A 24,853-nucleotide genomic window follows, 5' to 3' on the forward strand; every position below is an offset into this window, starting at 1 on the left:
CCCATCGGCCGCCAACAGGCCGCGTGGTTGTTTGGAACTCGCATCGCGCAAACCATCTTGGCCAGCGATCCATTCGATCGCACCCAACAGGCCGGACATATGGATGCAAGCGATCCGATCTCACCAACAGCTCTTGTGCCACGGGGGCCGTCCACATATGGATCCTGGCTGTCGCCAGGACGACCATGTGGAAGCAGTGAGCGCATCACGACCGCAGTCACCAACATCATCGGCGCTTGGCTGGACGTGGCGTGTCGAACTCCCGGCCACGGATTCGCACCAGGTCGTCGGCGGAATTCGTCAGCAGCACGACCGTGGCTGTGCGCGCCGTCTCCGCATCTCCGGCGGCGATCGCGTCCAGCACCGCGCGGTGCTCGCGCAGCGCCCGCGGACGGTGCGAGCCCGGCGCTGCGATCGTAAAGCTCTGGCGCAGCGTGATCTCGAACATCTGCGCGATCGGCCAGAAGAATTCGTTGCGGGTGGCGAAATAGATCGCCTGGTGGAACGCAATGTCGGCGGCGACGAACTCCTCGTTGGTCTGCGCGGCGTCCATGCCGTCGCATCCGGCGCGGATGCGGGCGATGTCGACCTCCTCGGCATGGGTCGCCGCGAGCGCTGCCGCGGCCGGCTCGACCGCGGCGCGCAGCTGGAACAGCTTGGCGAGGTAACGGTCGATCTCCGCGGTCTCGAGGTGCCAGCGCAGCACGTCGGGATCGAGCTGATTCCATTGCTCGGGCGGCCGAACCCGCGTGCCGCTCTTGGGCCGCGACTCGATCAGGCCCTTGCCGGTCAAGGTGCGGATCGCCTCGCGCACCACGGTGCGGCTGACGTCCATCATCTCGCAGATCCGGATTTCCGGTGGCAACGTTTCGCCGACGCCGATCTCGCCGCGCACGATGCTGCTGCCGACGCGGTCGGTGACCTGGCTGTGCACGCTCCGACGCAACGCGTTGGATGTCTGGAACATCGAGGGCCTCGCTGCGGTTGCAGCCTGCGCCGCCGCCGAGCCGCGCCCTTGCACAACCGTATCCGTTTTGTCATACATTATGACAAATCGGCTGCCAAGCTCACGCCGTCAGGCGGGTGGCCAACACAATAAAGATCCGTCCCCGGGGAGGAGCACCAGCATGACGTCGAACCGCGTGAGCCGCCGCATTGTGCTGCAGTCGTCGGTCGCAGCGACCGCGTGGCTTGCCGCCGCGCCCGCCATCATCGGCCGCGCCGAGGCTGCGGTGATGAAAATGCGATGCTCGTCGTCGCTTCCGAACGATCCCAAATACGCCAATGGCCGCGTCTACTACGACAATCTGGTCAAGAGTCTGAAGGCGAACGGGCTCGGCGAGCAGATCGAGGTCACCTTCTTCCCCGATAACCAGCTCGGCCAGGAGATCGACGTCATCAACTCGGTAAAGCTCGGGGTGATCGACCTGATGGTGTCGGGCTCGTCGATCTCGGCGAATCTCGTGCCGCTGGTCGGCACCTTCGACCTCGGTTACCTCTTCACCAGCTTCCAGCAGCAGACCAAGGCGTTCGACGCCGGCGCGGCGAAGCCGATCGAGGCTGCGCTGCTCAAGGGCGCCGGCATTCACATCATCGGCTGGGCCTATAATTTCGGCGCGCGCAGCGTGCTGGCGAAGAAACCGGCGAAGACGCCGGAGGATCTTGCCGGCCTGAAAATCCGCACCTTGCCCAATCCGATCATCACCGAATGCCTGCGGCTGATGGGCGCCGCCGCGACGCCGCTGGCGTTCGGCGAGATCTATACGGCGCTGCAGGCCGGCGTGCTCGACGGGCTCGAGCACGACCCGCCGACCATCCTGGCGAGCAAGTTCTACGAGACCGCGAAGCACTATGCGCTGACCCAGCACATCTTCTCGCCGCTCGCGGTCTATTTCAGCGACACCAGCTTCAACCGCATGGCTCCCAAGCTGCGCGAAGGCTTCCTCGATGCGGCGAACAAGGCCGCGATCGACACCCGCGCGCACGGCCTTGCGGTGGAGAAGGAGGCGCTGGCGGCGCTGGTGGAGAAGGGCGTCACCGTCGTCGAATGCGACAAGGAGGCGTTCCGCAAGCGCGTGCTGCCGCAGACCGACAATTTCATCAAGGCGCGGCCCGAGGCCAAGGCCGTCGTCGACCTGATCCGCGCCACCCAGGCCTGAGGTCGGCGCATGTCAGTCGCCGCAGTCGAGGCGAGAAGCAGCGCTGATCGGATCACGGCGCCGCTGCTCGCCATCAGTGACGCGACCGCCGCGCTCCTGCTTGCCGCCGATCTCGTGGTGGTCTGCGTCTCGGTGCTGGCCCGCTTCCTGTTCAACGCGCCGGTCGAATGGTCCGACGACGTCGCCCGCGGCCTGATGGTCGGGTCGAGCTTCTTCGGCGCGGCAAGCGCGCTCGCGCGCAGCGAAAATCTCGGCGTCGCCTTCTTCGTCAACATGCTGCCGCCGGGCGTGCGGCGGGTGGTCGACGCGGTCGGTGCGCTGCTTGTCACCATCATTGCCGGCTATGTCGCGTTCAACGCCGTCAAGATGGGCTGGCTGACCACCGGTCAGACCTCGGGCTCCGGCCTGCCGCTGGAATGGACGTTCTATCCAATGGGCGTCGGCGCGGCGTTTATGACGATCTTCGCGTTCGAGACGTTCTGTGGCCGGCCGTTGCGCGACATGACGGTGGCCATCGTCGCGACTGCCGTCATCGTGGGTCTCTATCTCGCTTGGGATGCATTCGCACCATCGTCCGTACCGTCATCGCAAACGTTGATGCTGATCGGCTTCTTCCTCACGCTGTTCGGCGGACTGCCGATCGGTTTTGCGCTGGCGCTGGCGGCGCTGATCTTCATCTGGGTCGAGGGCACGCTGCCCGGCGTGATCTTCGCCCAGCAGATGGCGCGCGGCATCGACAATTTCGTGCTGCTCGCGATCCCGTTCTTCATCCTGGTCGGCTACCTGATGGAAGCCAACGGCATGTCGGTCCGGCTGATCGAGCTGCTGCAGCGTGCGGTCGGACGGATGCGCGGCGGGCTCAACGTCGTCATGGTGATGTCGATGGTGCTGTTCTCCGGCATCTCGGGCTCCAAGATGGCCGACGTTGCCGCGGTCGGCTCGGTGCTGATCCCGGCGGCGCGCCGCTCGCGGCAGAACCCGGGCGGAGCGGTGGCGCTGCTCGCCGCCTCCGCTGTCATGGCGGAGACGATTCCGCCCTGCATCAACCTCATCATCCTCGGCTTCGTCGCCAACCTGTCGATCGGCGGACTGTTCGTCGCCGGCATGTTGCCGGCCGCGCTGATGGCGCTGGCGCTGATCGCGGTGTCGATCATCTTCGGCAAGCGCCCCACGGCGAACGTGGAAGCCGAGCCGCGCGTCGCGGTATCCGGGCTCTGGACCGGTGCGATCGCCTCGTTCGGGCTGATCTTCATGATCTTCTTCGGCTTCAAGAGCGGCTTCGCCACCGCGACCGAGATCTCCGCCTTCGCCGCGGTCTACGCCATCGCCGTCGGCAGCCTGCTGTTCCGCGAGCTCGGTGCGAGGAGTCTGGCGCACTGCTTCGTGCAGTCGGCTGTTCGTTCGGGGCTGGTGCTGTTCATCGTCGCCGCGGCGCAGTCGCTGGCCTTCATCCTGACGCTGCAGCAGGTGCCGCATGCCGTCGGCGACCTCATGCTGGCGATCTCGGGCAGCCACGGTGTCTGGTTGTTCATGCTGCTGTCGATCCTGGTGCTGGTGGTGATGGGCTCGGTGCTCGAAGGCGCCGCGGCGCTGATCATTTTCGGCCCGTTGCTGCTACCGGTTGCCGTCAAGCTCGGCATCGATCCGCTGCATTTCGGCGTCGTGCTTGTGATCGCGATGGGGCTCGGGCTCTTTGCTCCGCCACTTGGCCTTGGGCTCTACGGCGCTTGCCTGATCGGCAACGTGCCGATCGAGCAGACCATCAAGCCGATCGCGGGCTATCTCGGCCTGTTGTTGTTGTGCCTGCTGGTGATCGCCTTCGTGCCGGCGATCAGCACGGCCCTGCCGCATGCGCTCGGCTACTAGGGGGGTAGGATCGTGAAGGTGCTGCTCGCCCATACCCCGCAGATGCGCCGCGACTATTATGGCGAGCGCAGCCTGAGCGGCCTGCGCGCGGTCGCCGACGTCAAGCTGCACGAAGGCGAGGAGGCGCTCGACGCGGCGGCGCTGGTCAAGGCCGCGGCCGATGTCGACATCATCGTCGCCGACCGCATGACGCAGGGGCGAGGGGAGATCTTCCCGCTTCTGCCGAAGTTGCGCGCCTTCGTGCGCTGCGCGGTCGATATCCGCAATATCGACGTGGCCGCGGCCTCCGCCGCCGGCGTGCTGGTGACACAGGCGAGCGCCGGCTTCGTCCAGTCGGTCGCCGAGCTCGCGCTCGGCTTCATGGTCGATCTGTCGCGCGGCGTCTCGCGCGCAACCGCGGACTATCATGCGGGCACGGCGCCCGAGGTCGTGATGGGCCGCCAGCTTGCGGGAAGCACGATCGGCATCATCGGCTATGGCAGCATCGGGCGCTATCTTGCCGGGATCGCAAAGGTGCTCGGCATGAATGTGCTGGTCGCCGATCCCTACGTAACGATCGATGATGCGGCGATCGCGCATCTGCCGCTCGACGATCTGCTCGCGCGCGCCGACTACGTTGTCTGTCTCGCGATCGCCAACGCGCAGACCGAGAACCTGATCGGGCAGGCCGCGCTGGCGCGGATGCCGAAGCACGCATTCTTCATCAACCTTTCGCGCGGAAACCTCGTCGACGAGGCGGCGCTATCGGCCGCGCTGCGCGATGGCCGCATTGCGGGTGCCGCGATGGATGTCGGCCGCGCGCCGGACCAGATGCCGACGCCCGAGCTTGCGAAGCTGCACAGCGTGATCGCAACGCCGCATGTCGGCGGCCTGACGCCGCAGGCGATCGAGCACCAGTCATCGGAGACGGTACGCCAGGTCGCGAAGATCGTTGCCGGCGAGATACCCCTCGGCGCGGTCAATGCCGGCTACTGGACGCGGCGGCCTCGGCCATGAAAGTTTGGCGAAGCCCAATGTCGTCCGCGGGGCTGGACAAGAGCTTCGCATCCGGCCCAGACTTGGCCCGCATAACCGCGGCCCCTGAGCGCGCGGACAATCAATGAACGGACGTCCCGCAACAAACGACGGGCGCCGAGAGGGAAACAGGGAGGCATCACATGGCTATTTCACGCCGTGACGTTTTGTTGGGCAGCGCCGGTGCATTGGGCGCCGCATCATTTTCCTTCCCAGCGCCTGCCATCGCACAGTCGGAACCGATCAAGATCGGCTGTCTCGCGGCGATCACCGGCCCGAGTTCGGCGCCGACCGTCGGCTTCAATCGCGGCGTCAACTTCGCGGTCGACGCCATCAACGGCGCCGGCGGGGTGAAGGGCCGCAAGATCGAGCTCGTGATGCGCGACACCCAGGGCGATCCGACCAAGGCGGTGAACGCCACGCAGGAGCTGATCAGCCAGGCCAAGGTGCACGCGATCTGGGGTCCGCTGAACTCGGGCGAGGCGCTGGCGACGACGCCGATCATGGCGCGCGCCAAGATGCCCGACCTGCATCCCTGCGTCGTCGAGACCCTGATCGACCCGGTCAAGTTCCCCAATGCGTTCCGCATCGCGCCGTCGAACAATCAATGGGACGATGCCGTGCGCAATTACTGTCTCAAGATCCTCAAGGTGAAGAAGGTCGCGGTGATCGGTGACACCACCGGCTATGGCGTCACCGCGGTCGGCGCTTCCGTCGCGGCGTTCAAGAAGGACGGCGCCGAGGTGGCCTATCAGGCCAATATCGACGCCACGCAGCCCGACATGACGCCGGACATGCTGCGCGCCAAGAATGCCGGCGCGGAAGCGATCGTGGTGTGGAGCGTCTCGACCGGCATGGAGGCGCGCATGTTCAACACCCGCGCCGCGATGAACTGGGACGTTCCCTTCGTCGGCCACCCCTCGATGGCGTCGGGCGAGCTTGCCAGCCTGGTCGCTAAGCCGGAGAACTGGAAGAAGGTCTACGCGATCGGCTACAAGAGCTGCAGCTATGACGGCGCCGGCAAGCTGCCGCCGAAGAGCGCGGACCTGGTCGCGCGCCTGACCAAGGCCAACATCGCGCTGAACGACACGCTGTTGTGGTGGGTCGCGGGCGGCATCGATTGCATCGAGCTGATCGCCAAGGCGGTCGCCGAAAGCGGCTCGACCGACAGCGCCGGCATCATCAAGTACTGGAACACGCTGTCGACCTATCCCGGCTATTTCGGCAATTACCGCTTCTCGCCGACCGAGCACAACGGCTATTTGACCGAAGAGATCGTGATGTCGGAAGCCTCTACCGCCAAGGACGGCACCTTCGCGCTGGCGCCGGGGTATACATAGAAGGGCGGGGGCGCAGCCGATGCTGGCCTCGATCCTTGCATCCGGTCTCGCGGCGGGCGCGATCTACGCGCTCGTCGGCGTCACCTACAACACGATGTTCTCGACCTCGCGGGTGATGAGCTTCACCGCCGGCCAGCTCGCGATGCTGGGCGGCGTGTTCGGCTCGATGTTCACGCTGAAGCTCGGCCTGCCCATTGCCGTCGGCTTCGTGCTGACGCTGCTCTGCTGCGCGGTGATCGGAATCATCACTGAGTTCGTCGCGGTGCGGCCGGTGCTCAAGAGCCTCGACCAGCATCTCTACGTGCTCTCGACCCTCGCGGTCGCGCTAATGATCCAGCAAATCACCGCGATCAAATGGGGCACCGAGCCGCAACCGTTCCCGCGCATCGCAGGATTCGGCGAGGGCGTCCTCGACGAGAAATTCTGGCTGCCGGTCCTCGCCTGCGCGGTCACCATTGTCGGCCTTGAATATCTCTACCGCCGCACCCTGGTCGGCCGCGCGTTCCTCGCCATCGCGGAGGATAATTTTGCGGCGCGGGCGCTCGGCCTGCCGGAGCGCAATCTGCGGGTGGCGAGCTACGCGCTCGCCGGCGTGGTCGGCGGCATCGCAGGATTTTCCGGCGGGCAGTTGCTGCTCGCCTTCTTCGCCAACGGCGCGCTGCTCAATTTCTACGGCTTCGTGCCGGTGGCGCTGGGCGGACTCGGCAACAACAGAGGCGCGATCATCGGCGGGCTGGCGCTCGGCCTGTTCCAGCAGGCCGCGAACTTCCTGGTCGGCGGCATCTTCTCCTCGGTTGCGGTATTCACGCTGTTCATCGTGGTGCTGCTCGCCGCGCCGCAAGGGCTGTTCGGCGCCTCGACCGCGCGGAGGGTGTGATGACGTCGGTCGCGGCCACGCCGTCCCGAACCGACAGCGGCGTGTGGCGCGCCGCGCTGCCGCACGTCCTGCCGTTCCTCGGCATTCTGGTGGCGGCGGTGCTGCTGCCGTTCGTCAGCAACGATTACTGGGTGCTGATCGGCACCCGCATGGCGATCTACTGGGTGCTGGTGTCGGGCCTCAATCTGGTGGTCGGCTTTGCCGGTCACCTTGCGATCGGCTATGTCGCGCTGCTGACGCTCGGCGCCTACACGACGAGCGTGCTGGTTGCCGGCAACGTGATGCCGGCGCTTCCGGTGTTCGTCGCCTTGCCGATCGCCGGCCTGATCGGCGCGATCTTCGGCGTGGTGGTCGGCCTGCCGGCGCTGCGCCTGCGCACCTTCTACTTCGCCATGTCGACGCTCGGCTTTGCCACCATCGTGACCCAGATCGCGCTGGCCTGGCAGAGCGTGACCGGCGGCGGCATTGGCATTGCAGGTCCGGAATTCCCGCCGCCGTTCAACACGCCGTGGGGCTTCTACGCCCTCTGCATCGCCTTCGCCGCCTTGACCACCTGGATGAGCGCCAACGTCGCGCGCAGCCGGTTCGGCCGCGCGCTGATCGCGGTGCGCGACGCCGAGGTCGCCGCCGAGGCCAGCGGCATCTCCAAGCCGAAAATGCTGATCGCGATCTTCCTGTTCGCCGGAGCGCTGGCGGCGATCGCCGGCGGATTGTTCGCGACCCTGCAGACCTACATCACGCCTGATGCGTTCACCTTCGACCTCTCGGTGCTGTTCTTCATCGCGATCCTGATCGGCGGCCGCGGCTCGATCCTCGGGCCCATGCTCGGCACCATCATCCTGACCATCCTGCCCGAGATCGCGGCACCGCTCGCGGCTTGGTCGACCTTCCTCTACGCGGTGCTGCTGCTCGTGATCGTGCTGGTGATGCCCGGTGGCATCGCGGCGTTGCTCGATTTCCGCAACCGCCGGCCGCTCGCCAGCAACCGCGCCATCGTTCCGCGTCCCGCTGCACTCGCCGACATCGTGCGCCGCAGGGACGGCAGCAAGACGCTGCAGTTGCGCGGCATCGCGCTGAGCTTCGGCAATGTGAAGGCGATCGATGGTCTCGATCTCGATATTGCGCCCGGCGCGATCCACGGGCTGATCGGACCGAACGGCAGCGGCAAGACCACGACGCTCAACGTGATCTCGGGCTATTATGCCGCCAAAGCCGGCACTATGACGCTTGGCGGCGAAGTCCTGGCCGCGGGTCAGCCGGTCAAGCGGGCAGCGTGCGGCATCGCGCGCACCTTCCAGACGCCGCGGGTGATCGGTGAAGCCTCGGTGTTGGAGAACGTCATGATCGGCGGCTCGATCGAGGGCCGGGCCAATTTCGTCGAGGCGATGCTCGCACTGCCGCGCAACGGCGCCGACGAGCGTCTGCTCGCGGCCAAGGCGCACGCACTGCTCGGCGTCGTCGGCCTCGAGGCGCTCGCCGACATACGTGCCGATCGCCTGCAGCACAGCGAACTGCGCTTCATCGAGATCGCGCGGGCGCTGATGCTCGATCCCGACTTCCTGCTGCTCGACGAGCCTGCCGCGGGTCTCTCCAATGACGAGATCGAGCGGCTTGCCAGCCTGATCAAGGCGGTCTGCGGCCGCGGCACCGGTGTGCTGCTGGTCGAGCACCATGCCGATCTGATCTTCGATATCTGCCACCAGGTCACCGTGCTCAATCTGGGCCGGACGCTGGCGGCGGGAACCCCGGCGGAAATCCGCGTCCACAAGGAGGTCGTCAGTGCCTATCTCGGCGGCTGAACCGTTGCTCGCGGTCAATCGGCTGGAGTCCGGCTACGGCAAGATCCGTGTACTGCACGGCATCGACATCACGATTGCCGCCGGCGAGGTCGTGGCGCTGCTCGGGCCCAACGGGGCCGGCAAGACCACACTGCTGCGCGCGATGTCCGGACTGTTGCCCGTCACTGCCGGACAGGTCCGGTTCGGCGACCGCGACATGACCAACGCCACGCCGCGCGATGCCGCGCGGGCCGGGCTCGTGCATGTGATCGAGGGACATCGCGTGTTCACTCAGATCTCGGTGACCGACAATTTGCTGCTTGCCGGCTATGACCTGCCGCGCGCCGAGCGTGCCGTGCGCATCGAGGAGGCGTTGGCGTTCTTTCCCGAGATCGCCGAGAAGCGGCATGAACGCGGCGGCGCGCTGTCGGGCGGGCAGCAGCAGATGCTGACGGTGGCGCAGGGCCTGGTCCGCCGGCCGCGGCTGTTGATGCTCGACGAGCCGTCCGCGGGACTGTCGCCGGTGCTGGTCGATCGCGTCCTCAACGTCATCGGCCGGCTGCGCGAGCAGGGCACCTCCGTGCTGCTGGTCGAGCAGCTCTTGGAGAAGGCGCTCGCCTGTGCCGATCGCGTCTACGCGCTGGTGCAGGGTGCGATCGCGCTGGAGGCGCCGACCGGAGAGAGCGACTTGGCGCATCGGCTCGAGCGCGCCTATTTCGGCCATGAGAGCCACGCGTTGCAGACTTAGTCAATGCAACCTGTGTGCTTGACGCCAACGGCGACGCAACTTGTGATCGGATGCGGCGTCGACTGCCGTTTTGGCGCAATCTGCACGTGCGCCATAAAATGGCACGACAGGTGCAGGCGGCTTTGCTAAGCTTCACAGCGATACCCGATTGTGATCATTGTCGCGTTGTTTTTAAGACTTGTTGCGGTTGCCTGCGTCTGCAGCTCTCTTCAAGAGGCCTACGATGCAATGTTTGCGTTGCGGTTGTCAGAACAGGGCGACCAATGAGTATTGCGAAGGGTGCGGGGCCTCTCTCGGAATTACGTGTGAAGCTTGCGGCCACCTGAACGGATCAAGCAGCCGCTTTTGCGGAAGGTGCGGCGCTGCGTTGACGACGGCGATTGACGCGACCCAGGTTCAGCCGTCGCACGAGCATGCCCTGAGGAGCCTGCATGCCAAGGGCGGGGAGCGGAAGCGCCTCACGATCCTTTTCGCCGATATCAGCAACTCGACGGGCATCATCGATAGCCTCGGAGATCCCGAACTGGGCATGCGGCGCTTGCAGCCGGTGCTCGGCCTGATGAACGAGGCGGTTCACCGCTACGGCGGCGTCGTCAATAAGGCCCAGGGTGACGGCGTCATGGCGATGTTCGGCGCCCCGCAGCCTCATGAGGATCACGCCGTTCGGGGCTGTCTCGCGGCGTTGGCGATGCAGGATGACGTCAAGCGGCTGCATGACGTCGATATGCAAATCCGCGTCGGCGTCCACACCGGTGAGGTCGTCTTCCAGGCCATCGAGCACGGCATCTATCAAACCTATGACGCCGCGGGCGCGAACGTGCACCTCGCCAGTCGACTGGAGCACCTTGCCGAGCCCGGCACCATTCTGGTCTCGAGGGAAACCTACGCTGTCGCGAAGCAGTTCGTGGAGGTGGAGTCGCTTGGCGAGCAGGCCATTCGGGGGCTCGCGGCTCCCGTCGAGGTGCTCAGGCTGAGGGGCCTTCAGCATGCGCCGTCGAGCGGTGTGTTCCGGACCGGACGACGGTTGAGTCCCTTGACCGGCCGCGCCGACGAGTTTGCGGCGCTGACGGCTGAATTCGAGAACACCCGCAAGGGAGATGGCCGGGCGGTCGGTGTCGTCGGCGAGGCCGGCATAGGAAAGAGTCGCCTTTGCTTTGAATTTGCCGAGAGTTGTCGCAGCAAGGGCATCCGCGTCTTTGAGGCGCGTGTGCTCGCGCACGGCCGCGCAACGCCGTTTCAGCCGGTGCTGGCGCTGCTTCGGGATATTTTCGGCCTTCGCATCAAGGAGGAAGCGCCGGACGTTTCGCGCCGCCGTGTCTTCGACCGGTTGGCGGCAATGCCGGTCTCCGATCATCTGGCACCCGTGCTGCTGGAATTCCTCGGTCTGGCGGACCCGCACCAGCCCGCGCCGAAACTGGATCCCAAGGCCCGCAAGGCCCAATTGCTCGATTTCGTCGGCGAACTGGTACGCGCCGCACCTCGTGACAATGTGACGGTCGTCCTGATCGACGATCTGCACTGGATCGATCCGGCGAGCGAGGAGTTCGTCGAGGCCCTTGCCGACGCCGTGGTCGGAACCACGACGATGCTGCTGGTCAATTTCAGGGCCGGATTGAGCGCGCCGCTGATGCAGCGGTCGCATTACCGGCAGATCAACATGGCTCCGCTTGGGCCCGCGGAGGCGCAATCGATCTTGCGCGATCATTTTGGTGCCGACCCGTCGCTGGCGCTGTTGAGCCGGAACATCGTCGAGCGCGCGCATGGCAATCCGTTCTTCCTGGAAGAGCTCATGAGCGCCCTCGTCGAGCGCGGCGACTTCGAGGGCGAGAAGGGCGCATACCGGCTGAAGGGCGGCATCGACACAATCCCGCTTCCGACGACCGTGCAGGCCGTGGTCGCGGCGCGCATCGATCGCCTCGACGAACACGCAAAAAGAGCCCTCGAGGTCGCCTCGGTTGCCGGGCGCGAGATTTCGTTGTCGGTTCTCGATGCCGTTGCCGGACTGGCGAAGGCCGAGCTGCTGGAAGCCGTGGGACATTTGCGACGCGCCGAATTGCTCTACGACGTGCCTCCCTTTGAGCAGCGGCTGATCGCGTTTCGTCATCCGCTGATCCAGGAAGTCGCTTATCTGTCGCTGTTGCACGAGCGGCGCCGCGAGCTTCACGCTGCCGTCGCGCAGGCGATCGAGAAGCTGTTCAAGGATCGCGCCGAGGAACGGGCGTCGCTTCTCGCCTACCACTGGGAGCATGCCGGCGAACATTTGAAGGCGGCGCAGCAGCACATGCGCGCGGCGGTCTGGGTCGGCGCGAACGATCCCAGTCAGGCCTTGCGGAGCTGGAAGAAGGTGCGTGAACTGCTGACGCACCAGCCCCCGTCGCAAATGACCGACTATCTGAAGATGATGGCCTGTGGCCAGATCGTGAATTTCGGCTGGCGCGAGGGAATTTCAGCCGCCGATGCGCAGGTCTATTTCGAGGAAGCCCGCGGCCTCGCGCTCGCGATGGGAGATCTGCGCGCCAACACGCTGATTCACGCTGCCTACGGCCGGATTTTGGCGAATGGCGGCTCGGCCGACGAATATGTCGAGCGGGTGCTGGAAGCCAAGGCGCTTGCCGACACCGGCACCGACACCAGTGTCCAGGTCACGCTGAAGGCCATTCTCTGCCACGCTCTCCGGCTCTCGGGACGGATGTCGGAGGCGCTGCAGATGAACATGGAGGCGGCCGCGCGCGCCTCGGAGATCGTGAAGTCGGACCGGGAGACGCTTGGATTCGACGTCGAGGTCTGGCTGACCGCCATGCGCGGGCAGACGCTCGTGATGCTGGGGCGCGGGTCCGAGGCACGGCCGCTGCTCGATCGCGTGCTGCAACTGGATGGCAGCCAGGTCGATGCCATTCACTATGTCATTCCGAGCCTCGCCTATGTCGACCTCGCCTGGTCCGAAGGCGACGTCGGACTGGCCCAGCACCACGCCGATCGTGCCTTCTCGCTCGCGGTCAAAAGCGGCAATCCATATTTGCGCGTCTACGCCCAGGCCAGCCGCGGCCTGTCCCATATGGTGGCAGGCCGGATCACATCATCGATCGAGGATCTGACGGCCGCGCTCGACTTCGCGCGAACCCGCAAGGCAGGCCTCGAAAACGAAGCACGGATTCTCGCCGATCTCGCGAACGCGTATCGGCAGAAAGGAGATGCGGCGGCGGCGTTGTCCGCCGTCGACGAGGCGATTGCGGTTGCGGTCAAGCGGCACGCGCGCATTCCGGAATGCCTTGCCCGATCGGTTCGCGCCGATCTGCTGTTGCGCTCCGGGCGCGGCGATGAGGCCGAGGAGGGCACGAAGGAACTGGATCGCGCGACCGCGCTGCTTCACGAGACCGGCGCGATGATCTTCGCGCCCTTTGTCGGGGGCGTGGGAAAGACGGTCAAAGCGAGTCGAAGTTCGAACGAAGCCAATAATATTTGAGTTGCGAGTGAAATTGTTCTGATCCCATTTGGATGATCTCATGTTGTTCGCGAATATGACGGGCGAACCGGTCGGCAAAGGAAGCGCCCGCACGTGCAGGGACGCGCTCCTTTGCGACATCCTGGCCGATTTCAGGCGTGCGTTTCCCGGTCTGCTTTTCGAGCTCGACGAAGGAAGCGCAACCGTCAATGCTCAGGCCTTCATTCGTGGCAACGACCGGGTCGTGCGGATCTATGGCGGACTGGCTTACCACGCGGCGATGAACGCCGATGGCCTGGTTTTCGCCCTGCTGCACGAGGTCGGACACCATCTGTCGAAAGGCGGTCGGCTCGCCGCCAATTCCGAGCTCGGTTGCGAGTGCGCGGCGGACCGCTGGATTCTCGCCAAGGGCGCAGCCCGGCTACGCAAGCAGACCGGGCGCACGCTCTCGATTGAGCGCGCGGTATCGAGCATCGAGCAGTTGACTGCGCTTGCCGCTTGCGGCCTGAGAGCTCGCAAGCGCGGTCCAAGCGTGTGCTGGTCCGATCATTGGCCGAGGCGCAAACATGTACTGGTTCGACCGGAGGCCGCGCGGGCAATTCCGCGGTGCTATCTGTCCGAGTTTTTACGACTGAATCAAATTGCACAAAGGGAGACGACAAATGGGTGCGCTACTTCCCGTCGGCAGCGGTCCCGATGCTGAAATCGTGGACCGGCTGAATGAGCTCTTCAGCGGCAAGGATCTGGCTACTCTTCGCAAGCACAACAAGAAGGAAAAGCTGTTTGATCCGAGCCACAGGTTACGGCGCGTGGCGTTCCGCATCGGTGCCTATCCGAGCAAGGATTACGGGAAGGATGATGCCAAGCGGAAATGGTTCTTCTTTCTCCACCATGTGCTGCCTGAGGAGACGCAGGAGGCGATCAAGAAGATCCTGGGCGACGCGATGACCCGAACCGCGATCAAGGCGGTGAAGTTCTCGGTCGAGGAAAACAGCGTGGTGACCCATCCGCATCTGTTTCCGAGCAACAACGAGCCGCTCGCGAACTACCTGAATGGGGCCGGCACCGCCTATCTTGTCCATCTGGTCGTACAGGGGCCGATGGATGACAGCGCAGAAGATCCGCCCGGCGACAACGACCCTGACAGCGGTGAACAGCCGATCGCCTGGCCCGAGCTTTCGCTCCGCAGGCCAACGTTCAGGCGCACCAAATCAGGCGGCGGGAAGGCCGCCGGCAAGAAGAAAGCCGTCAGCAAGAAGAAGGCAGCCAAAAAGTCGGCCAAGCGTCCGCGCAAGCGTTGACGAGGCGATCACGGCGGTTGATTGTGGCGGCAAGGGTCGACGGATGCGTCGGCCCTTCTGTCTCCAGGTCGTCCTGAAATCTGGCTGGTGGCAGCGCCTGCTGCCGGCTGCCCAAAGTCCGCCACGGCGCCGGTCCAGCCTGTTCCGTTGCGGATGGAATGCTGCCTCCGATGCGACTTCCCTTTTTCTACGGCTGGATCATCGTCGCGGTGACCTTCGTCACCATGGCGATCGGCGTCAACGCGCGTACGGCGTTCTCGCTGTTCTATCCGCCGATCATCTCGGAATTCGGCTGGGAGCGCGGCATCACGGCGGGCGCCTTCTCGTTCGGCTTTGTCGCCTCGGCGATCGCAAGTCCGCTGATCGGCCGGTTGATGGACCGCGGCGGCCCGCGCGCGGTGATGGAGCTTGGTGTGCTCTTGATGGGCTCGGGCCTGCTGCTGGCGCCGCTGACGACGCAGCCCTGGCATCTCTATCTCACGATCGGCGTGCTGGTCGGCGCTGGCAGCGTCTGCCTCGGCTATTCCGGACAATCGCTGTTCGTGCCGAACTGGTTCCTCCGCCGCCGCGGACTTGCGATCGGGCTCGCCTTCGCGGGCGTCGGCATCGGCTCGGTGACGCTGCTGCCATGGGTGCAGCACATGATCGAGCACACCGGCTGGCGCACCGCCTGCACCGCAATGGGGATCGTGGTGCTGGTCGTGCTCGCGCCGATCAATCTCTTGCTGCACAAGCGGCCGGAGGACATCGGCCTGCAGCCGGACGGCGATGCCGCACCGACGGCGACGTCAGCCAGGCCGGCATCGAATATCGTCGACCCGGTATGGGCCGGCACCGACTGGACGCTGTCGCGTGCGCTGCGCACCGCGCGGTTCTGGTGGATCGCGATCGGTTATTTCTGCGGCCTGTACATCTGGTACGCGGTGCAGGTGCATCAGACCAAATTCCTGCTCGACATCGGCTTCAGCTCCAGTGTTAGCGTCTGGGCGCTTGGCGTCGTCAGCCTGCTCGGCATTCCCGGCCAGATCTGGCTCGGGCATCTCTCCGATCGCATCGGCCGCGAATGGGTGTGGGCGATCTCCTGCTTCGGCTTCGTGATCTGCTTCGCCGCGCTCGCCGCCTTGAAATACTGGCCCAACATGGCGCTGATCTATCTCATGGTCTTCACCCAGGGCGCGCTTGGTTATGGCCTGACATCCGTGATGGGACCGGTCGTGCTGGAGATCTTTCAGGGCAAGCATTACGGCAGCATCTTCGGCACCGTGATGCTGGCTGCGCTCGCCGGCGGCGCTGCGGGCCCCTGGATCACCGGCCAGCTCTATGATCTCTCGGGCAGCTATACCAGCGCCTTCCTGCTCGGGATCGCCGTCAGCCTGCTGTCGGCATTTGCGATCTGGCAGGCCTCGCCCCGCAAGGTCCGCGCCGTCGCCGGACAGATGCACAAGGCCGCAAGCGCGGCCTGACGCATCAGGCCGACGAAACGCCGATCGCGCGCTGCAGGTCGGTGATCGCGCGCAGGCAGCTGTCGGCGGGGGTGGTTTCCGGATCGATCAGGCGGTGCAGGCGGAAGCCATCTTCCAGCGCCAGCACGATCGCTCCGGTCCAATCCGGATCGAGTCTGCCGTTCCTGCCGCTATTCTTCTGCGCAGTCGTGACGATGTCGGCGATCAGCTTGCGCCGCGCGCGCAGGCGCTTGGCGAGCTCGGGCCGGCGCTTCTCGGCGCGCGCCACGAACAGGATCATCTCCATGTGCAGGAGAGGGGAGCGGCCGAGCGGATCCTGCCGGCTGCGGTCCATGGTGCGCAGCGCCTCGAGGAAGTCGGCCAGGTTGCTGTGCCGGGCAAGCAAATCGAGATTGCGCCGGATCGATTGCTCGACGTGATCCTCGAGCATCGCGAAGATCAGCTCGTCCTTGCTCTTGAAGTTCGAATAGAAGGCGCCGCGGGTGAAGCCCGCCGCGGCCGCGATCGCCTCGATGCTGGCGCCGCCGATCCCCTGTTCCTCGAACACTCGCGCCGCCGCCTCGAACAGCTTCTCGCAGGTGTCGTCCCGTGTCGGTCTGGTTCGAACCCTTGACATCGGCGCATTTTAGGGCACAATGCAACTCGATACAAGAGTGTATCGAGTTGCGTTCGACAGAACCAGAACAGCCGCATCCGTGATGATGCGGGCTTGAGGATGACACCAGGGCACGCCAGCCTTTTAGGCATCGGCGTAGCGAGTGAACGAGGTCACCATGAACGAGCAAGTTCAGCCGGCGAGCGGCGAGCCGCTTTTCAATCCACTGGCGCCTGAATTCATTCGCAATCCCTATCCGTATTACGAGCGGCTGCGCCGCCTCGATCCGATGCATGTCAATGTGCACGGCGCTTTCGTCGCCAGCCGGCACGCCGAGGCGAGCCTCGTGCTGCGGGACAAGCGGTTCGGCAAGGATTTTGCCGAGCGCTCGATCCGACGCTACGGTCCGAAGATCATGGACGAGCCGGTCTTCCGCAGCATGAGCCACTGGATGCTGCAGCAGGATCCGCCCGACCACACCCGCCTGCGCGGCCTTGTCGTCAAGGCCTTCACCGCGCGGCGGGTCGAGGACATGCGGCCGCGCATCCAGCACGTCGTCGACGAGACGCTCGACCGCATCATTCCGCAAGGCAAGATGGATCTGATCGAGGATTTCGCGTTCCGCCTGCCGGTCACCATCATCTGCGACATGCTCGGCATCCCCGAGGAACACCGCGAGGCCTTCTACAACGGTTCGCGCGATGGCGGCCGCATCCTCGAGCCGGTGCCGCTGACGCCTGAAGAAATCAAGCAGGGCAACGCCGCCAATGCGATGGCGGCGATGTATTTCCATCAGCTGTTCGAGCTGCGCCGCAAGCAGCCCGGCGACGACCTCACCACCCAGCTGGTGCAGGCCGAGGAGGACGGCCAGAAGCTCACCAACGAGGAATTGACCGGCAACATCATCCTGCTGTTCGGCGCCGGTCACGAGACGACCGTGAACCTGATCGGCAACGGCCTGCTGGCGCTGTTCCGCAACCCGGACCAACTCGCGCTGCTGAAGGCCAATCCCGGCCTGATCACCAATGCCATCGAGGAGTTCCTGCGTTACGATTCCTCGGTGCAGCTGACCGGCCGTGTCGCGCTGGAGGACATCGACGACCTCGGTGGCAAGCGCATCCCGAAGGGCGAGAGCGTGCTGTGCCTCCTAGGCTCGGCCAATCACGACGAGGCTGTCTACCCCGACCACCCCGAAAGGCTCGACATCCGGCGGCCGAACGTCAAGCCGCTGTCGTTCGGCGGAGGCATCCATTTCTGTCTCGGCGCCCAGCTGGCGCGGATCGAGGCCGAGATCGCGATCTCGACAGTGCTGCGCCGAATTCCCGACCTGCGGCTCGATGACGCGGAAAATCCGGAGTGGCGCCCGACCTTCGTGCTGCGCGGGCTGAAGCGGCTGCCGGCGAGCTGGTGACGTTCCCGCGGGCAGCGATCCGCGGCGAGGCCGGCACACGCACGCTTGAACGGGAAATCAACCATCTGTCCAGAGTCCCAGCAGTAAACCGGCTGTGACTTCGCCGTACTTGTCTCTATATTCGGGTTGCTCCGGCCAGAGGTTGGCAAAGGGTTCAGCATGAGGAGGCTGCCCCGGAGCTGGCTCAAAGGGAGACACCGTGCAGACGACGCTGCTCGGCCTGGCAATTGCCTTCATTCTTGCACTGGTCGCGGCGCTGGTCGGTCCATATTTCGTTGACTGGAACCAGTTCCGGCCGCAGTTCGAGGCGGAGGCGTCCAAGATCATCGGCGTGCCGATTCGCGTCGCCGGCAATCTCGACGCGCGTCTGCTGCCGGCACCCTCGCTGCGGTTGAAGACGGTCACCGTCGGCGGCGCCAACGACCTCGGCAAGATTCGGGCTGCCAATCTCGACGTCGAACTCAGCCTGAGCTCGCTGATGCGCGGCGAGTGGCGCGCGAACGAGCTCACCATCAACGGCGTGTCGCTCGATCTCGGGCTGGACCCGAAAGGGCGGATCGACTGGTCGCCGTCGAGCGGGAGCTTCAACCTCGCTTCGCTGGCGATCGACCGGCTCAACCTGACCGGCCGCATCGCGCTGCATGATGCCGCGAGCCGCAGCACGCTCGAGCTCAACGACATTGCCTTCAGTGGCGACGTCCGCTCGCTTGCCGGCGCGATCCGGGGTGACGGCAATTTCATGTTCGACGGCAATCGTTACCCGTTTCGGGTCTCCTCGGGGCAAAGCGCCGATGGCAGCGGCACCCGCCTGCACTTCAGCGTCGATCCCGGGCAGCGGCCGGTGTCGGCCGATCTCGACGGCATCCTGACCTTCGAGGCCCGCGCGCCGCGGTTCGAGGGAACATTGACGCTGGCGGGTGCGCCCGGTCAGCGCGGCGGCGATGCGCCGCCATGGCGGATCGCGGCCAAGGTGAAATCGGATTATTCGGCGGCGCGGCTCGACCAGATCGACGTGAGCTATGGCGCCGAGGACCGTGCGCTGAAGCTCGCCGGCAATGGCGATCTGCGTTTCGGTGCGTCGCCGCTGCTGCGCGCCTCGCTTACGGCGCGGCAGCTCGACGGCGACAAGTTCGCCGCCAAGGACAGCGCCAAGGACGGCAGCAATGGCAATGTCGAGCCGGTCCGCGTGCTGCCGGCCATGCGCGCGGTGTTGTCGGGTCTTCCGCAAAGCCCGATACCGGCGCAGCTGGAGCTGGCGTCCGAGCAGATCATGCTCGGCGGCCGTCCGTTGCAGGACATATCGGCGGAGCTGCGATCGGATGCGAAATCCTGGACGGTGCGCCGGCTGGAATTTCGCGCGCCGGGATCCACGCGGGTCTCCATGAGCGGTGCCAGCGCGCAAGCTGGAACAGCGAACAGCTTCAAGACCGCGCTGAACATCGAATCGTCCGATCCCGACGCGCTGATGACCTGGCTGCAGGGGCGCGGCGACGTCACCTATCGCAGCCAGAAGCCGCTGCGGTTGCGCGGCGACGTCATGGTGTCGCCATCAGGCTTTTCGATCGACGCGATGAAGGCGGAGATCGAGGGCGGCACGCTCGAGGGCCGCGTCGCGGTTACGCACCGCGAGGCGACCAGCGGCTCGAAGGTCGAGGCGCAGTTGAAGGCGGAGCGGCTCGATCTCGACGCGACCGCGGCATTGATCCGCTCGCTGGCCGGTCCGCAAGGCGAATGGCCCGACGAGGCGCAGCTGTCGCTCGACGTCGGGCGCGCGGTCTCTTCCGGGCAGGAATTGCGGCCGCTGCTGGCGAAGATCGCCTATAGCCCGAAGAATATCGTGCTCGAGCGCGTCAAGATCGGCCAGCCCGACAACGTCACGCTGGACGGCAATGGCAATTTCGACCGCGCTAATTCGACCGGCAAGCTCGCGGTCGACGCGACCGCCGCGTCGCTTGGCCGGCTGACCGCTGTGGTTCAGCCGTTCGCGCCGGCGCTGGCCGCGCGGCTTGGCGTGCTCCGCGCGGATGCCGGCCCGGTTCGCGCCAGGCTCGCGCTCGACCTCGGCAAGGGCAAGGCGGCCGATCGCGTCAGCGCGCGCGCGACGCTCGATCTCGACACGCCGCAGCTCAAGGGCAATACGGTGATCTCGGCGACGCCGCAGGTGACCGCGATCCGTGCGCTGGATTTCGATGCACTTCGCCGCAACGAGGTTGCAGCGGAGACGAAATTCTCGGCCGGCGATGGCAACGCTTTGCTGGCGCTGCTTGGGCTTGACCATGCGGTCGCAGCCGGTGCCGGTTCGACGCAATTCGAGGGCACGGCGATCGGCGCGTGGGGCGCGCCGTTGCGGCTGAAGGCAAGGCTCTGGGGCGCAGGGCTCGACGCGGATGCCGAAGGGACCGCGGAGCCTTGGACCAAGGACGGGGCCAACGCGGGCAAATCGAGCATCAGCCTCCGCGTTCGCAGCGCCGACATCAGTCCGCTGCTCAATCTGAAACCAGCCGATCCGGGCGCAAACATCCGCCTGTCGTCGAAGCTGACGCTCGCGGGCGACAGGCTGACCTTCGACGATCTCGACAGCATCATCGCCGGTTCACGGCTGCGCGGTCATCTGGCGCTGACGCTCGCCGATCAGAAAAGCGTCGACGGCGAAGTCGGTCTCGATCAGATCACGCTGGCGCCGATTTTCGCGGCCGCGATCGGCGCGGCCGGTCACGATGCGACGGAGCCGCTCGGCCAGGGGCTCACAAGCGCCTGGCGCGGCAAGGTCACGTTCGAAGCGCTGCATGGCCTGCTGCCGGGTGGCGCCGAGCTGCAGCCGGTCAGCGGCACCATCAGGTCGGACGGGCAATCGCTGACCTTCGACGGCATCAAGGGCAAGATCGGCGGTGGCGAGGCGACCGCCACCATCGATGCGCGACAGGGCGCCAACGGACTTGCGCTCAGCGCCAATGTGCAGCTGTCCGGCATCGACAGTTCAGCCTTGCGCTACCGCAGTCTCGCGATGCCCAAGGGACGCGCCTCGATGCAGATGACGTTGTTGACGCAGGGCCGCAGCGCCTCGGCCTTGACCGGCGCGCTGTCCGGCAGCGGCACCGTGACGCTGGAGGGGCTGAGCCTTCCGGGCCTCGATCCGCGCGCCTTCGAGGTTGCGATCCGCGCCAGCGATTCCGGGCAGGCGACCGACGACACGCGGCTGCGGCAGATCGTCGAACCGGTGCTCGCGAGCGGCGCGCTGTCGATTGCTTCGGCGCAAATCCCCTTCAACATCCGCGACGGCCGCCTCCGGGTCGGCGCCACCACGCTCGCGGCGAACGGTGCCAATGCGACCGTATCCGGCGGCTACGACATTCCGGCCGACCAGGCCGACATCCGCGCCGCCCTGGCATCGACGCAGGTTGGCACGGCCAACAGCCGACCGGAAATCCAGCTGCTTGCCGTCGGTACGCCCGATGGATTGTCGCGCAGCATCGACATTGCGGCGCTGTCGTCGTGGCTTGCGGTGCGCGCGATCGACCGGGAGACCAAGCGGCTCGATGCCATCGAGCGCGGCGAACCGGCGCCGCCGCCGACCCAAACGGCGCTTCCGCATCCGGCCGAGCCGGCGCCGGATGCATCCAACCCGAATTCGGCAGGAGTGCCTTCCGCCAACTCGCCGGGGCCTGGTCCTGACCCGCGCCGCGTGCCGGCAAAGCCGAAGATCGTTGCGCCGCGGCCGCCGACTGTCCCGCCGGTCGCCACCGCACCCGCCATTGCGCCGCCCGCGTCGCTTGCGAGCCAGCCGCAGCTGGCGCCGCTGCCGCCGCCGATCGAGGTCAAGCCGGCGCCCGGCGCGGCCAGGCCGAAGCCGCTGCGGCCGCCGCTGTCGCTGACGCCGCAGGTCGCCAATCCGCCGCAGCGGCCGGCGGTGCAGAACTAGACGCGCTTTCAAGCGAAGTGGGCACCGGTTCGCGTCAAGAAAGCGCGTCAAACGAAGCGCTGGCTCATGATCGGTGCTGGAGAATATTGATCAGCTTGCCGAAGGGATCGCGGACGAAGAAGCGCCGCACGCCCCACGGCTCGTCCGCCGGTCCGTATTCGATCGCGATGCAGGCTGCCTTCATTCGGCGCAGGGCCTCGTCGAGATCGTCAACCTCAATGGAGAGATCAGGCACCGGCATGCCGGAGCCACCTTCGGAAGCGAAGCTGATTTGAGCCTGCATTGTTTCGGATGAGCCGTAAGTCGCAACCCAACCGAAATCCATCAGTGGCTCGAGGCCAAGCACGTCGCGATAAAACGACTTCGCTGCCGCTGTGTCCGGTGCGGCAACGTTCGCGACGATCCGATTGACCTTCATGCTGAGCCCGCGCAGCGGAACGACCGTCTACTGGTGGCGACGGTCGGAGAGGGCCGTCAGGCCTGCTGACGCGTGTCAACCTGTTGCGGCCTGACATCCGTGGGCACCGCCGGCGTGGCGCGCGAGCGGAAGTAGTCGAGCACGAACAGCCGGATCGCGGAGGACAAATTGCCCTGCTGACGGTTGTTGTCGATCTCGCCGACCAACTCCGACAGCGTCATGTTCCGCAGACCGGAAATCTCCTTCATGCCATTCCAGAAGGCTTCTTCGAGGCTGACGCTGGTCTTGTGTCCGGCGACGACAATCGAGCGCTTGACGACGGGAGACTTCATGATGCGTCTCCATTTTCGATGCGGTGCTGATCGAGCACACGCGCGTTGCGCTCGCCGAGGAATTCGTCACGCGCTCGTTCGGATTTGGTGCGACCGAATAGCGCACGATTGGCTTCGGCCTGCTTCGCTGCTTGTTCGCGCTCACCGCGCTTCTTGAATCGTTTCAAGTTGACCACGTCGCCCATGCTCGTCGTCCTCATCGTCCCCAGAGCGGAATTGGTGATGCATCGTGACGAAAGCAAGAGCGACTGCACTACGCGCCCGGCTCGATATCCATCCCGAATCCCCATTTGATGCTCTGATAGCATCAAAGAATCCGTTTCGCTCTGCGAAAACTAGACGTCTGTACCATGCGCCAGCGCAGAGCTCATAGGCAACGCCCCTTAGTCTTTAGGCGTTATGATCCATAATTATATCACGCGCGCTGACCGTAATTATCCGGACAATGCGCACTTCGCTTTAGCCCGGGTGTGTCATTTTGTCCGGCTGCACGAGGCGATCAAATTCATCCGTGGAAACAAATCCGAGCCTCAAAGCCTCTTCCTTCAGCGTCGTTCCGCGCGCGTGCGCCGACTTGGCGACCTTGGCTGCGTTGTCGTAACCGATCTTCGGCGCGAGTGCGGTGACCAGCATCAGCGAGCGCTGCATCAGTTCGTTGATGCGCTTTTCGTCGGCGCGTATTCCGACAACGCAATGCTCGGTAAATGAGCGGACAACGTCAGACAGCAACTGAATGGAATTTATCATACAGTATGCCAACACAGGCTTGTACACGTTCAACTCGAAATGGCCCTGGCTGCCGGCGACGGTGATCGTGGTCTGATTGCCGAACACTTGGCAGCAGACCATGGTCATGGCTTCGCACTGGGTCGGATTGACCTTGCCCGGCATGATCGACGAGCCCGGCTCGTTCTCGGGCAGGATCAACTCGCCGAGGCCCGAGCGCGGGCCCGAGCCGAGCAAGCGGATATCGTTGGCGATCTTGAACAGGCCGGTCGCCACCGAGTTGATCGCGCCGTGCACCAGCACATAGGCGTCGTTGGAAGCCAGCGCCTCGAACTTGTTGGCCGCGCTGGTGAACGGCAGCTTGGTGATCTTGGCGACGTGGCGCGCGAAGGTTTTCGCAAATCGCGGCTTCGAGTTGAGGCCGGTGCCGACGGCAGTGCCGCCCTGCGCGAGCGGAAACAGATCTTTCACCGCGACGCGCAGCCGCGCGATGCCGCTCTCGACCTGCGCGGCGTAGCCGGAGAATTCCTGGCCGAGCGTCAGCGGCGTCGCATCCTGGGTGTGGGTGCGCCCGATCTTGACGATCTTGGCAAACGCCTTCTCCTTCTTGCGCAACGCGCGAAGCAGTTCGGTGAGTGCTGGAACCAGATCGGCGACGATGCGGCTCGCTGCGGCGATATGCATCGCGGTCGGAAACGAGTCGTTCGACGACTGACTCATGTTGACGTGATCGTTCGGATGAATCGGCTTCTTGGCGCCAAGCTCGCCGCCGAGCATCTGGTTGGCGCGGTTGGCGATCACCTCGTTCACGTTCATGTTGCTCTGTGTGCCCGAACCGGTCTGCCAGACCACCAGCGGGAAATTGTCGTCGAGCTTGCCTTCGATCACTTCCTTGGCTGCGCGGATGATGGCGCCGGCGCGGCGCGCATCGAGCTGGCCGAGCTCGCGATTGGTCTCCGCGGCCGCAAGCTTCACGATGCCGAGTGCATGGACGATCGCGATCGGCATGCGGTCGTGGCCGATCTTGAAATTCTGCCGCGAGCGTTCGGTCTGCGCGCCCCAATAGCGGTCGGCGGGAACGTCGATCGGACCGAAGCTGTCGGTCTCGCTGCGGGTCTTTGCCTTGGAGGGGATCGTCGATCGAGCCATCATGCTTTCCGTGGATGCTTGCCGTTGCGTCATCAAAATGTGGCCCCGCGCGGCAACGCGACAGCGTCCGCGTGAAGGGCACGTTCATGCAGAAGGTAGGCCGCGATGACGATTTGTCATCCCGATCCCGGCAAGCATCCTACAAGGTCGAGGCGTGATCTGCGCTTAGATTATTTCTTGCGGAAGCGGTCCAGCCGCACGACCTCGGCGCCTTCGCTGGGCTTCGCGGGCTCCTGCTCGGTCTCGGTGCTCTCGGTCTCGGCCGCTGCGTGGGCCGCAGGGGCCGAGACCGAGAGCACCGAGACCGAGCAGGAG

At 65.3% G+C, this 24,853-nt stretch carries 19 protein-coding genes; 13 read left to right on the plus strand and 6 right to left on the minus strand.

The genetic code is table 11. The features are described from left to right. Positions 1–226: 226 nt before the first annotated feature. Positions 227–967: a FadR/GntR family transcriptional regulator gene (locus I6F38_RS40395; RefSeq protein ID WP_225164321.1), complete on the minus strand. Its 741-nt coding sequence runs from the start codon at positions 965–967 to the stop codon at positions 227–229. A 160-nt stretch (positions 968–1,127) separates the two neighbouring features. Here I6F38_RS40395 and I6F38_RS40400 point away from each other — a divergent pair, with 160 nt between their 5' ends. The 11 genes from I6F38_RS40400 to I6F38_RS40450 all read left to right on the plus strand — a co-directional run bounded on the left by I6F38_RS40400 (position 1,128) and on the right by I6F38_RS40450 (position 15,988). Next, positions 1,128–2,159 carry a TRAP transporter substrate-binding protein gene (locus tag I6F38_RS40400; protein ID WP_225164322.1) on the plus strand — a complete coding sequence of 344 codons (1,032 nt, stop codon included), beginning with the start codon at positions 1,128–1,130 and terminating at the stop codon, positions 2,157–2,159. A 9-nt stretch (positions 2,160–2,168) separates the two neighbouring features. After that, the gene (locus I6F38_RS40405; protein WP_225164323.1) at positions 2,169–4,025 is read left to right on the plus strand and encodes a TRAP transporter large permease subunit; all 1,857 of its coding nucleotides are present in this window, start codon (positions 2,169–2,171) and stop codon (positions 4,023–4,025) included. Positions 4,026–4,037: 12 nt separating this feature from the next. Then, positions 4,038–5,021 carry an NAD(P)-dependent oxidoreductase gene (locus I6F38_RS40410; RefSeq protein WP_225164324.1) on the plus strand — a complete coding sequence of 328 codons (984 nt, stop codon included), beginning with the start codon at positions 4,038–4,040 and terminating at the stop codon, positions 5,019–5,021. A 161-nt stretch (positions 5,022–5,182) separates the two neighbouring features. Continuing rightward, positions 5,183–6,379: an ABC transporter substrate-binding protein gene (locus tag I6F38_RS40415; protein WP_225164325.1), complete on the plus strand. Its 1,197-nt coding sequence runs from the start codon at positions 5,183–5,185 to the stop codon at positions 6,377–6,379. 19 nt (positions 6,380–6,398) lie between these two features. Beyond that, positions 6,399–7,256, plus strand: a complete 858-nt coding sequence (locus I6F38_RS40420) for a branched-chain amino acid ABC transporter permease (protein ID WP_050385417.1) — start codon at positions 6,399–6,401, stop codon at positions 7,254–7,256. Beyond that, positions 7,256–9,055 (plus strand): ATP-binding cassette domain-containing protein, encoded by a 1,800-nt coding sequence (locus I6F38_RS40425; protein WP_225164326.1) that lies wholly within the window; start codon positions 7,256–7,258, stop codon positions 9,053–9,055. The genes I6F38_RS40420 and I6F38_RS40425 overlap by 1 nt, the downstream gene beginning before the upstream one ends. After that, complete coding sequence (locus I6F38_RS40430) at positions 9,036–9,782, plus strand: ABC transporter ATP-binding protein (RefSeq protein WP_225164327.1); 747 nt, start codon at positions 9,036–9,038, stop codon at positions 9,780–9,782. Before I6F38_RS40425 ends, I6F38_RS40430 begins: the two co-directional genes overlap by 20 nt. Positions 9,783–10,149: 367 nt before the next feature. Further along, positions 10,150–13,245, plus strand: coding sequence for an adenylate/guanylate cyclase domain-containing protein (locus tag I6F38_RS40435; protein ID WP_225164328.1), 3,096 nt, complete (start codon positions 10,150–10,152; stop codon positions 13,243–13,245). Between the two features lie 40 nt (positions 13,246–13,285). Then, on the plus strand, positions 13,286–13,927 hold the full coding sequence (locus I6F38_RS40440) for a hypothetical protein (protein WP_225164329.1): 642 nt from the start codon (positions 13,286–13,288) through the stop codon (positions 13,925–13,927). Beyond that, positions 13,887–14,525 (plus strand): hypothetical protein, encoded by a 639-nt coding sequence (locus tag I6F38_RS40445; RefSeq protein ID WP_225164330.1) that lies wholly within the window; start codon positions 13,887–13,889, stop codon positions 14,523–14,525. The genes I6F38_RS40440 and I6F38_RS40445 overlap by 41 nt, the downstream gene beginning before the upstream one ends. Positions 14,526–14,695: 170 nt before the next feature. After that, positions 14,696–15,988: an MFS transporter gene (locus I6F38_RS40450; RefSeq protein ID WP_225164331.1), complete on the plus strand. Its 1,293-nt coding sequence runs from the start codon at positions 14,696–14,698 to the stop codon at positions 15,986–15,988. Positions 15,989–15,992: 4 nt separating this feature from the next. On the opposite strand, the gene I6F38_RS40455 is transcribed toward I6F38_RS40450, so the two are convergent. Further along, complete coding sequence (locus tag I6F38_RS40455; protein ID WP_028342330.1) at positions 15,993–16,604, minus strand: TetR/AcrR family transcriptional regulator; 612 nt, start codon at positions 16,602–16,604, stop codon at positions 15,993–15,995. A gap of 157 nt (positions 16,605–16,761) precedes the next feature. Here I6F38_RS40455 and I6F38_RS40460 point away from each other — a divergent pair, with 157 nt between their 5' ends. Beyond that, positions 16,762–17,994, plus strand: coding sequence for a cytochrome P450 (locus I6F38_RS40460; RefSeq protein ID WP_225164332.1), 1,233 nt, complete (start codon positions 16,762–16,764; stop codon positions 17,992–17,994). 199 nt (positions 17,995–18,193) lie between these two features. Beyond that, on the plus strand, positions 18,194–21,913 hold the full coding sequence (locus tag I6F38_RS40465) for an AsmA-like C-terminal region-containing protein (protein ID WP_225164333.1): 3,720 nt from the start codon (positions 18,194–18,196) through the stop codon (positions 21,911–21,913). A 64-nt stretch (positions 21,914–21,977) separates the two neighbouring features. Here I6F38_RS40465 and I6F38_RS40470 read toward each other — a convergent pair whose 3' ends face one another. The 4 genes from I6F38_RS40470 to fumC form a co-directional block, all read right to left on the minus strand. Next, positions 21,978–22,331 (minus strand): VOC family protein, encoded by a 354-nt coding sequence (locus tag I6F38_RS40470; RefSeq protein ID WP_225164334.1) that lies wholly within the window; start codon positions 22,329–22,331, stop codon positions 21,978–21,980. Between the two features lie 56 nt (positions 22,332–22,387). Next, positions 22,388–22,663, minus strand: coding sequence for a ribbon-helix-helix domain-containing protein (locus I6F38_RS40475; protein WP_024580116.1), 276 nt, complete (start codon positions 22,661–22,663; stop codon positions 22,388–22,390). Continuing rightward, complete coding sequence (locus tag I6F38_RS40480) at positions 22,660–22,848, minus strand: DUF4169 family protein (protein WP_016841076.1); 189 nt, start codon at positions 22,846–22,848, stop codon at positions 22,660–22,662. The genes I6F38_RS40475 and I6F38_RS40480 overlap by 4 nt, the downstream gene beginning before the upstream one ends. Before the next feature lie 274 nt (positions 22,849–23,122). Further along, positions 23,123–24,541: a class II fumarate hydratase gene (gene fumC / locus I6F38_RS40485; protein WP_225164335.1), complete on the minus strand. Its 1,419-nt coding sequence runs from the start codon at positions 24,539–24,541 to the stop codon at positions 23,123–23,125. Between the last annotated feature and the right edge of the window lie 312 nt (positions 24,542–24,853).

This window comes from Bradyrhizobium sp. BRP56 (genome assembly GCF_020194035.1).
Taxonomy (GTDB): domain Bacteria; phylum Pseudomonadota; class Alphaproteobacteria; order Rhizobiales; family Xanthobacteraceae; genus Bradyrhizobium; species Bradyrhizobium australafricanum.

What these genes read in the sequence shown, in the direction of transcription:
- I6F38_RS40445 (WP_225164330.1), top strand. Translation starts at nt 13,887, where the DNA reads ATGGGTGCGCTACTTCCCGTCGGCAGCGGTCCCGATGCTGAAATCGTG.
- I6F38_RS40480 (WP_016841076.1), bottom strand. Translation starts at nt 22,848, where the DNA reads ATGGGCGACGTGGTCAACTTGAAACGATTCAAGAAGCGCGGTGAGCGC.
- I6F38_RS40440 (WP_225164329.1), top strand. Translation starts at nt 13,286, where the DNA reads ATGTTGTTCGCGAATATGACGGGCGAACCGGTCGGCAAAGGAAGCGCC.
- I6F38_RS40400 (WP_225164322.1), top strand. Translation starts at nt 1,128, where the DNA reads ATGACGTCGAACCGCGTGAGCCGCCGCATTGTGCTGCAGTCGTCGGTC.
- I6F38_RS40425 (WP_225164326.1), top strand. Translation starts at nt 7,256, where the DNA reads ATGACGTCGGTCGCGGCCACGCCGTCCCGAACCGACAGCGGCGTGTGG.
- I6F38_RS40405 (WP_225164323.1), top strand. Translation starts at nt 2,169, where the DNA reads ATGTCAGTCGCCGCAGTCGAGGCGAGAAGCAGCGCTGATCGGATCACG.
- fumC (WP_225164335.1), bottom strand. Translation starts at nt 24,541, where the DNA reads ATGATGGCTCGATCGACGATCCCCTCCAAGGCAAAGACCCGCAGCGAG.
- I6F38_RS40470 (WP_225164334.1), bottom strand. Translation starts at nt 22,331, where the DNA reads ATGAAGGTCAATCGGATCGTCGCGAACGTTGCCGCACCGGACACAGCG.
- I6F38_RS40460 (WP_225164332.1), top strand. Translation starts at nt 16,762, where the DNA reads ATGAACGAGCAAGTTCAGCCGGCGAGCGGCGAGCCGCTTTTCAATCCA.
- I6F38_RS40475 (WP_024580116.1), bottom strand. Translation starts at nt 22,663, where the DNA reads ATGAAGTCTCCCGTCGTCAAGCGCTCGATTGTCGTCGCCGGACACAAG.
- I6F38_RS40420 (WP_050385417.1), top strand. Translation starts at nt 6,399, where the DNA reads ATGCTGGCCTCGATCCTTGCATCCGGTCTCGCGGCGGGCGCGATCTAC.
- I6F38_RS40415 (WP_225164325.1), top strand. Translation starts at nt 5,183, where the DNA reads ATGGCTATTTCACGCCGTGACGTTTTGTTGGGCAGCGCCGGTGCATTG.
- I6F38_RS40455 (WP_028342330.1), bottom strand. Translation starts at nt 16,604, where the DNA reads ATGTCAAGGGTTCGAACCAGACCGACACGGGACGACACCTGCGAGAAG.
- I6F38_RS40450 (WP_225164331.1), top strand. Translation starts at nt 14,696, where the DNA reads ATGCGACTTCCCTTTTTCTACGGCTGGATCATCGTCGCGGTGACCTTC.
- I6F38_RS40395 (WP_225164321.1), bottom strand. Translation starts at nt 967, where the DNA reads ATGTTCCAGACATCCAACGCGTTGCGTCGGAGCGTGCACAGCCAGGTC.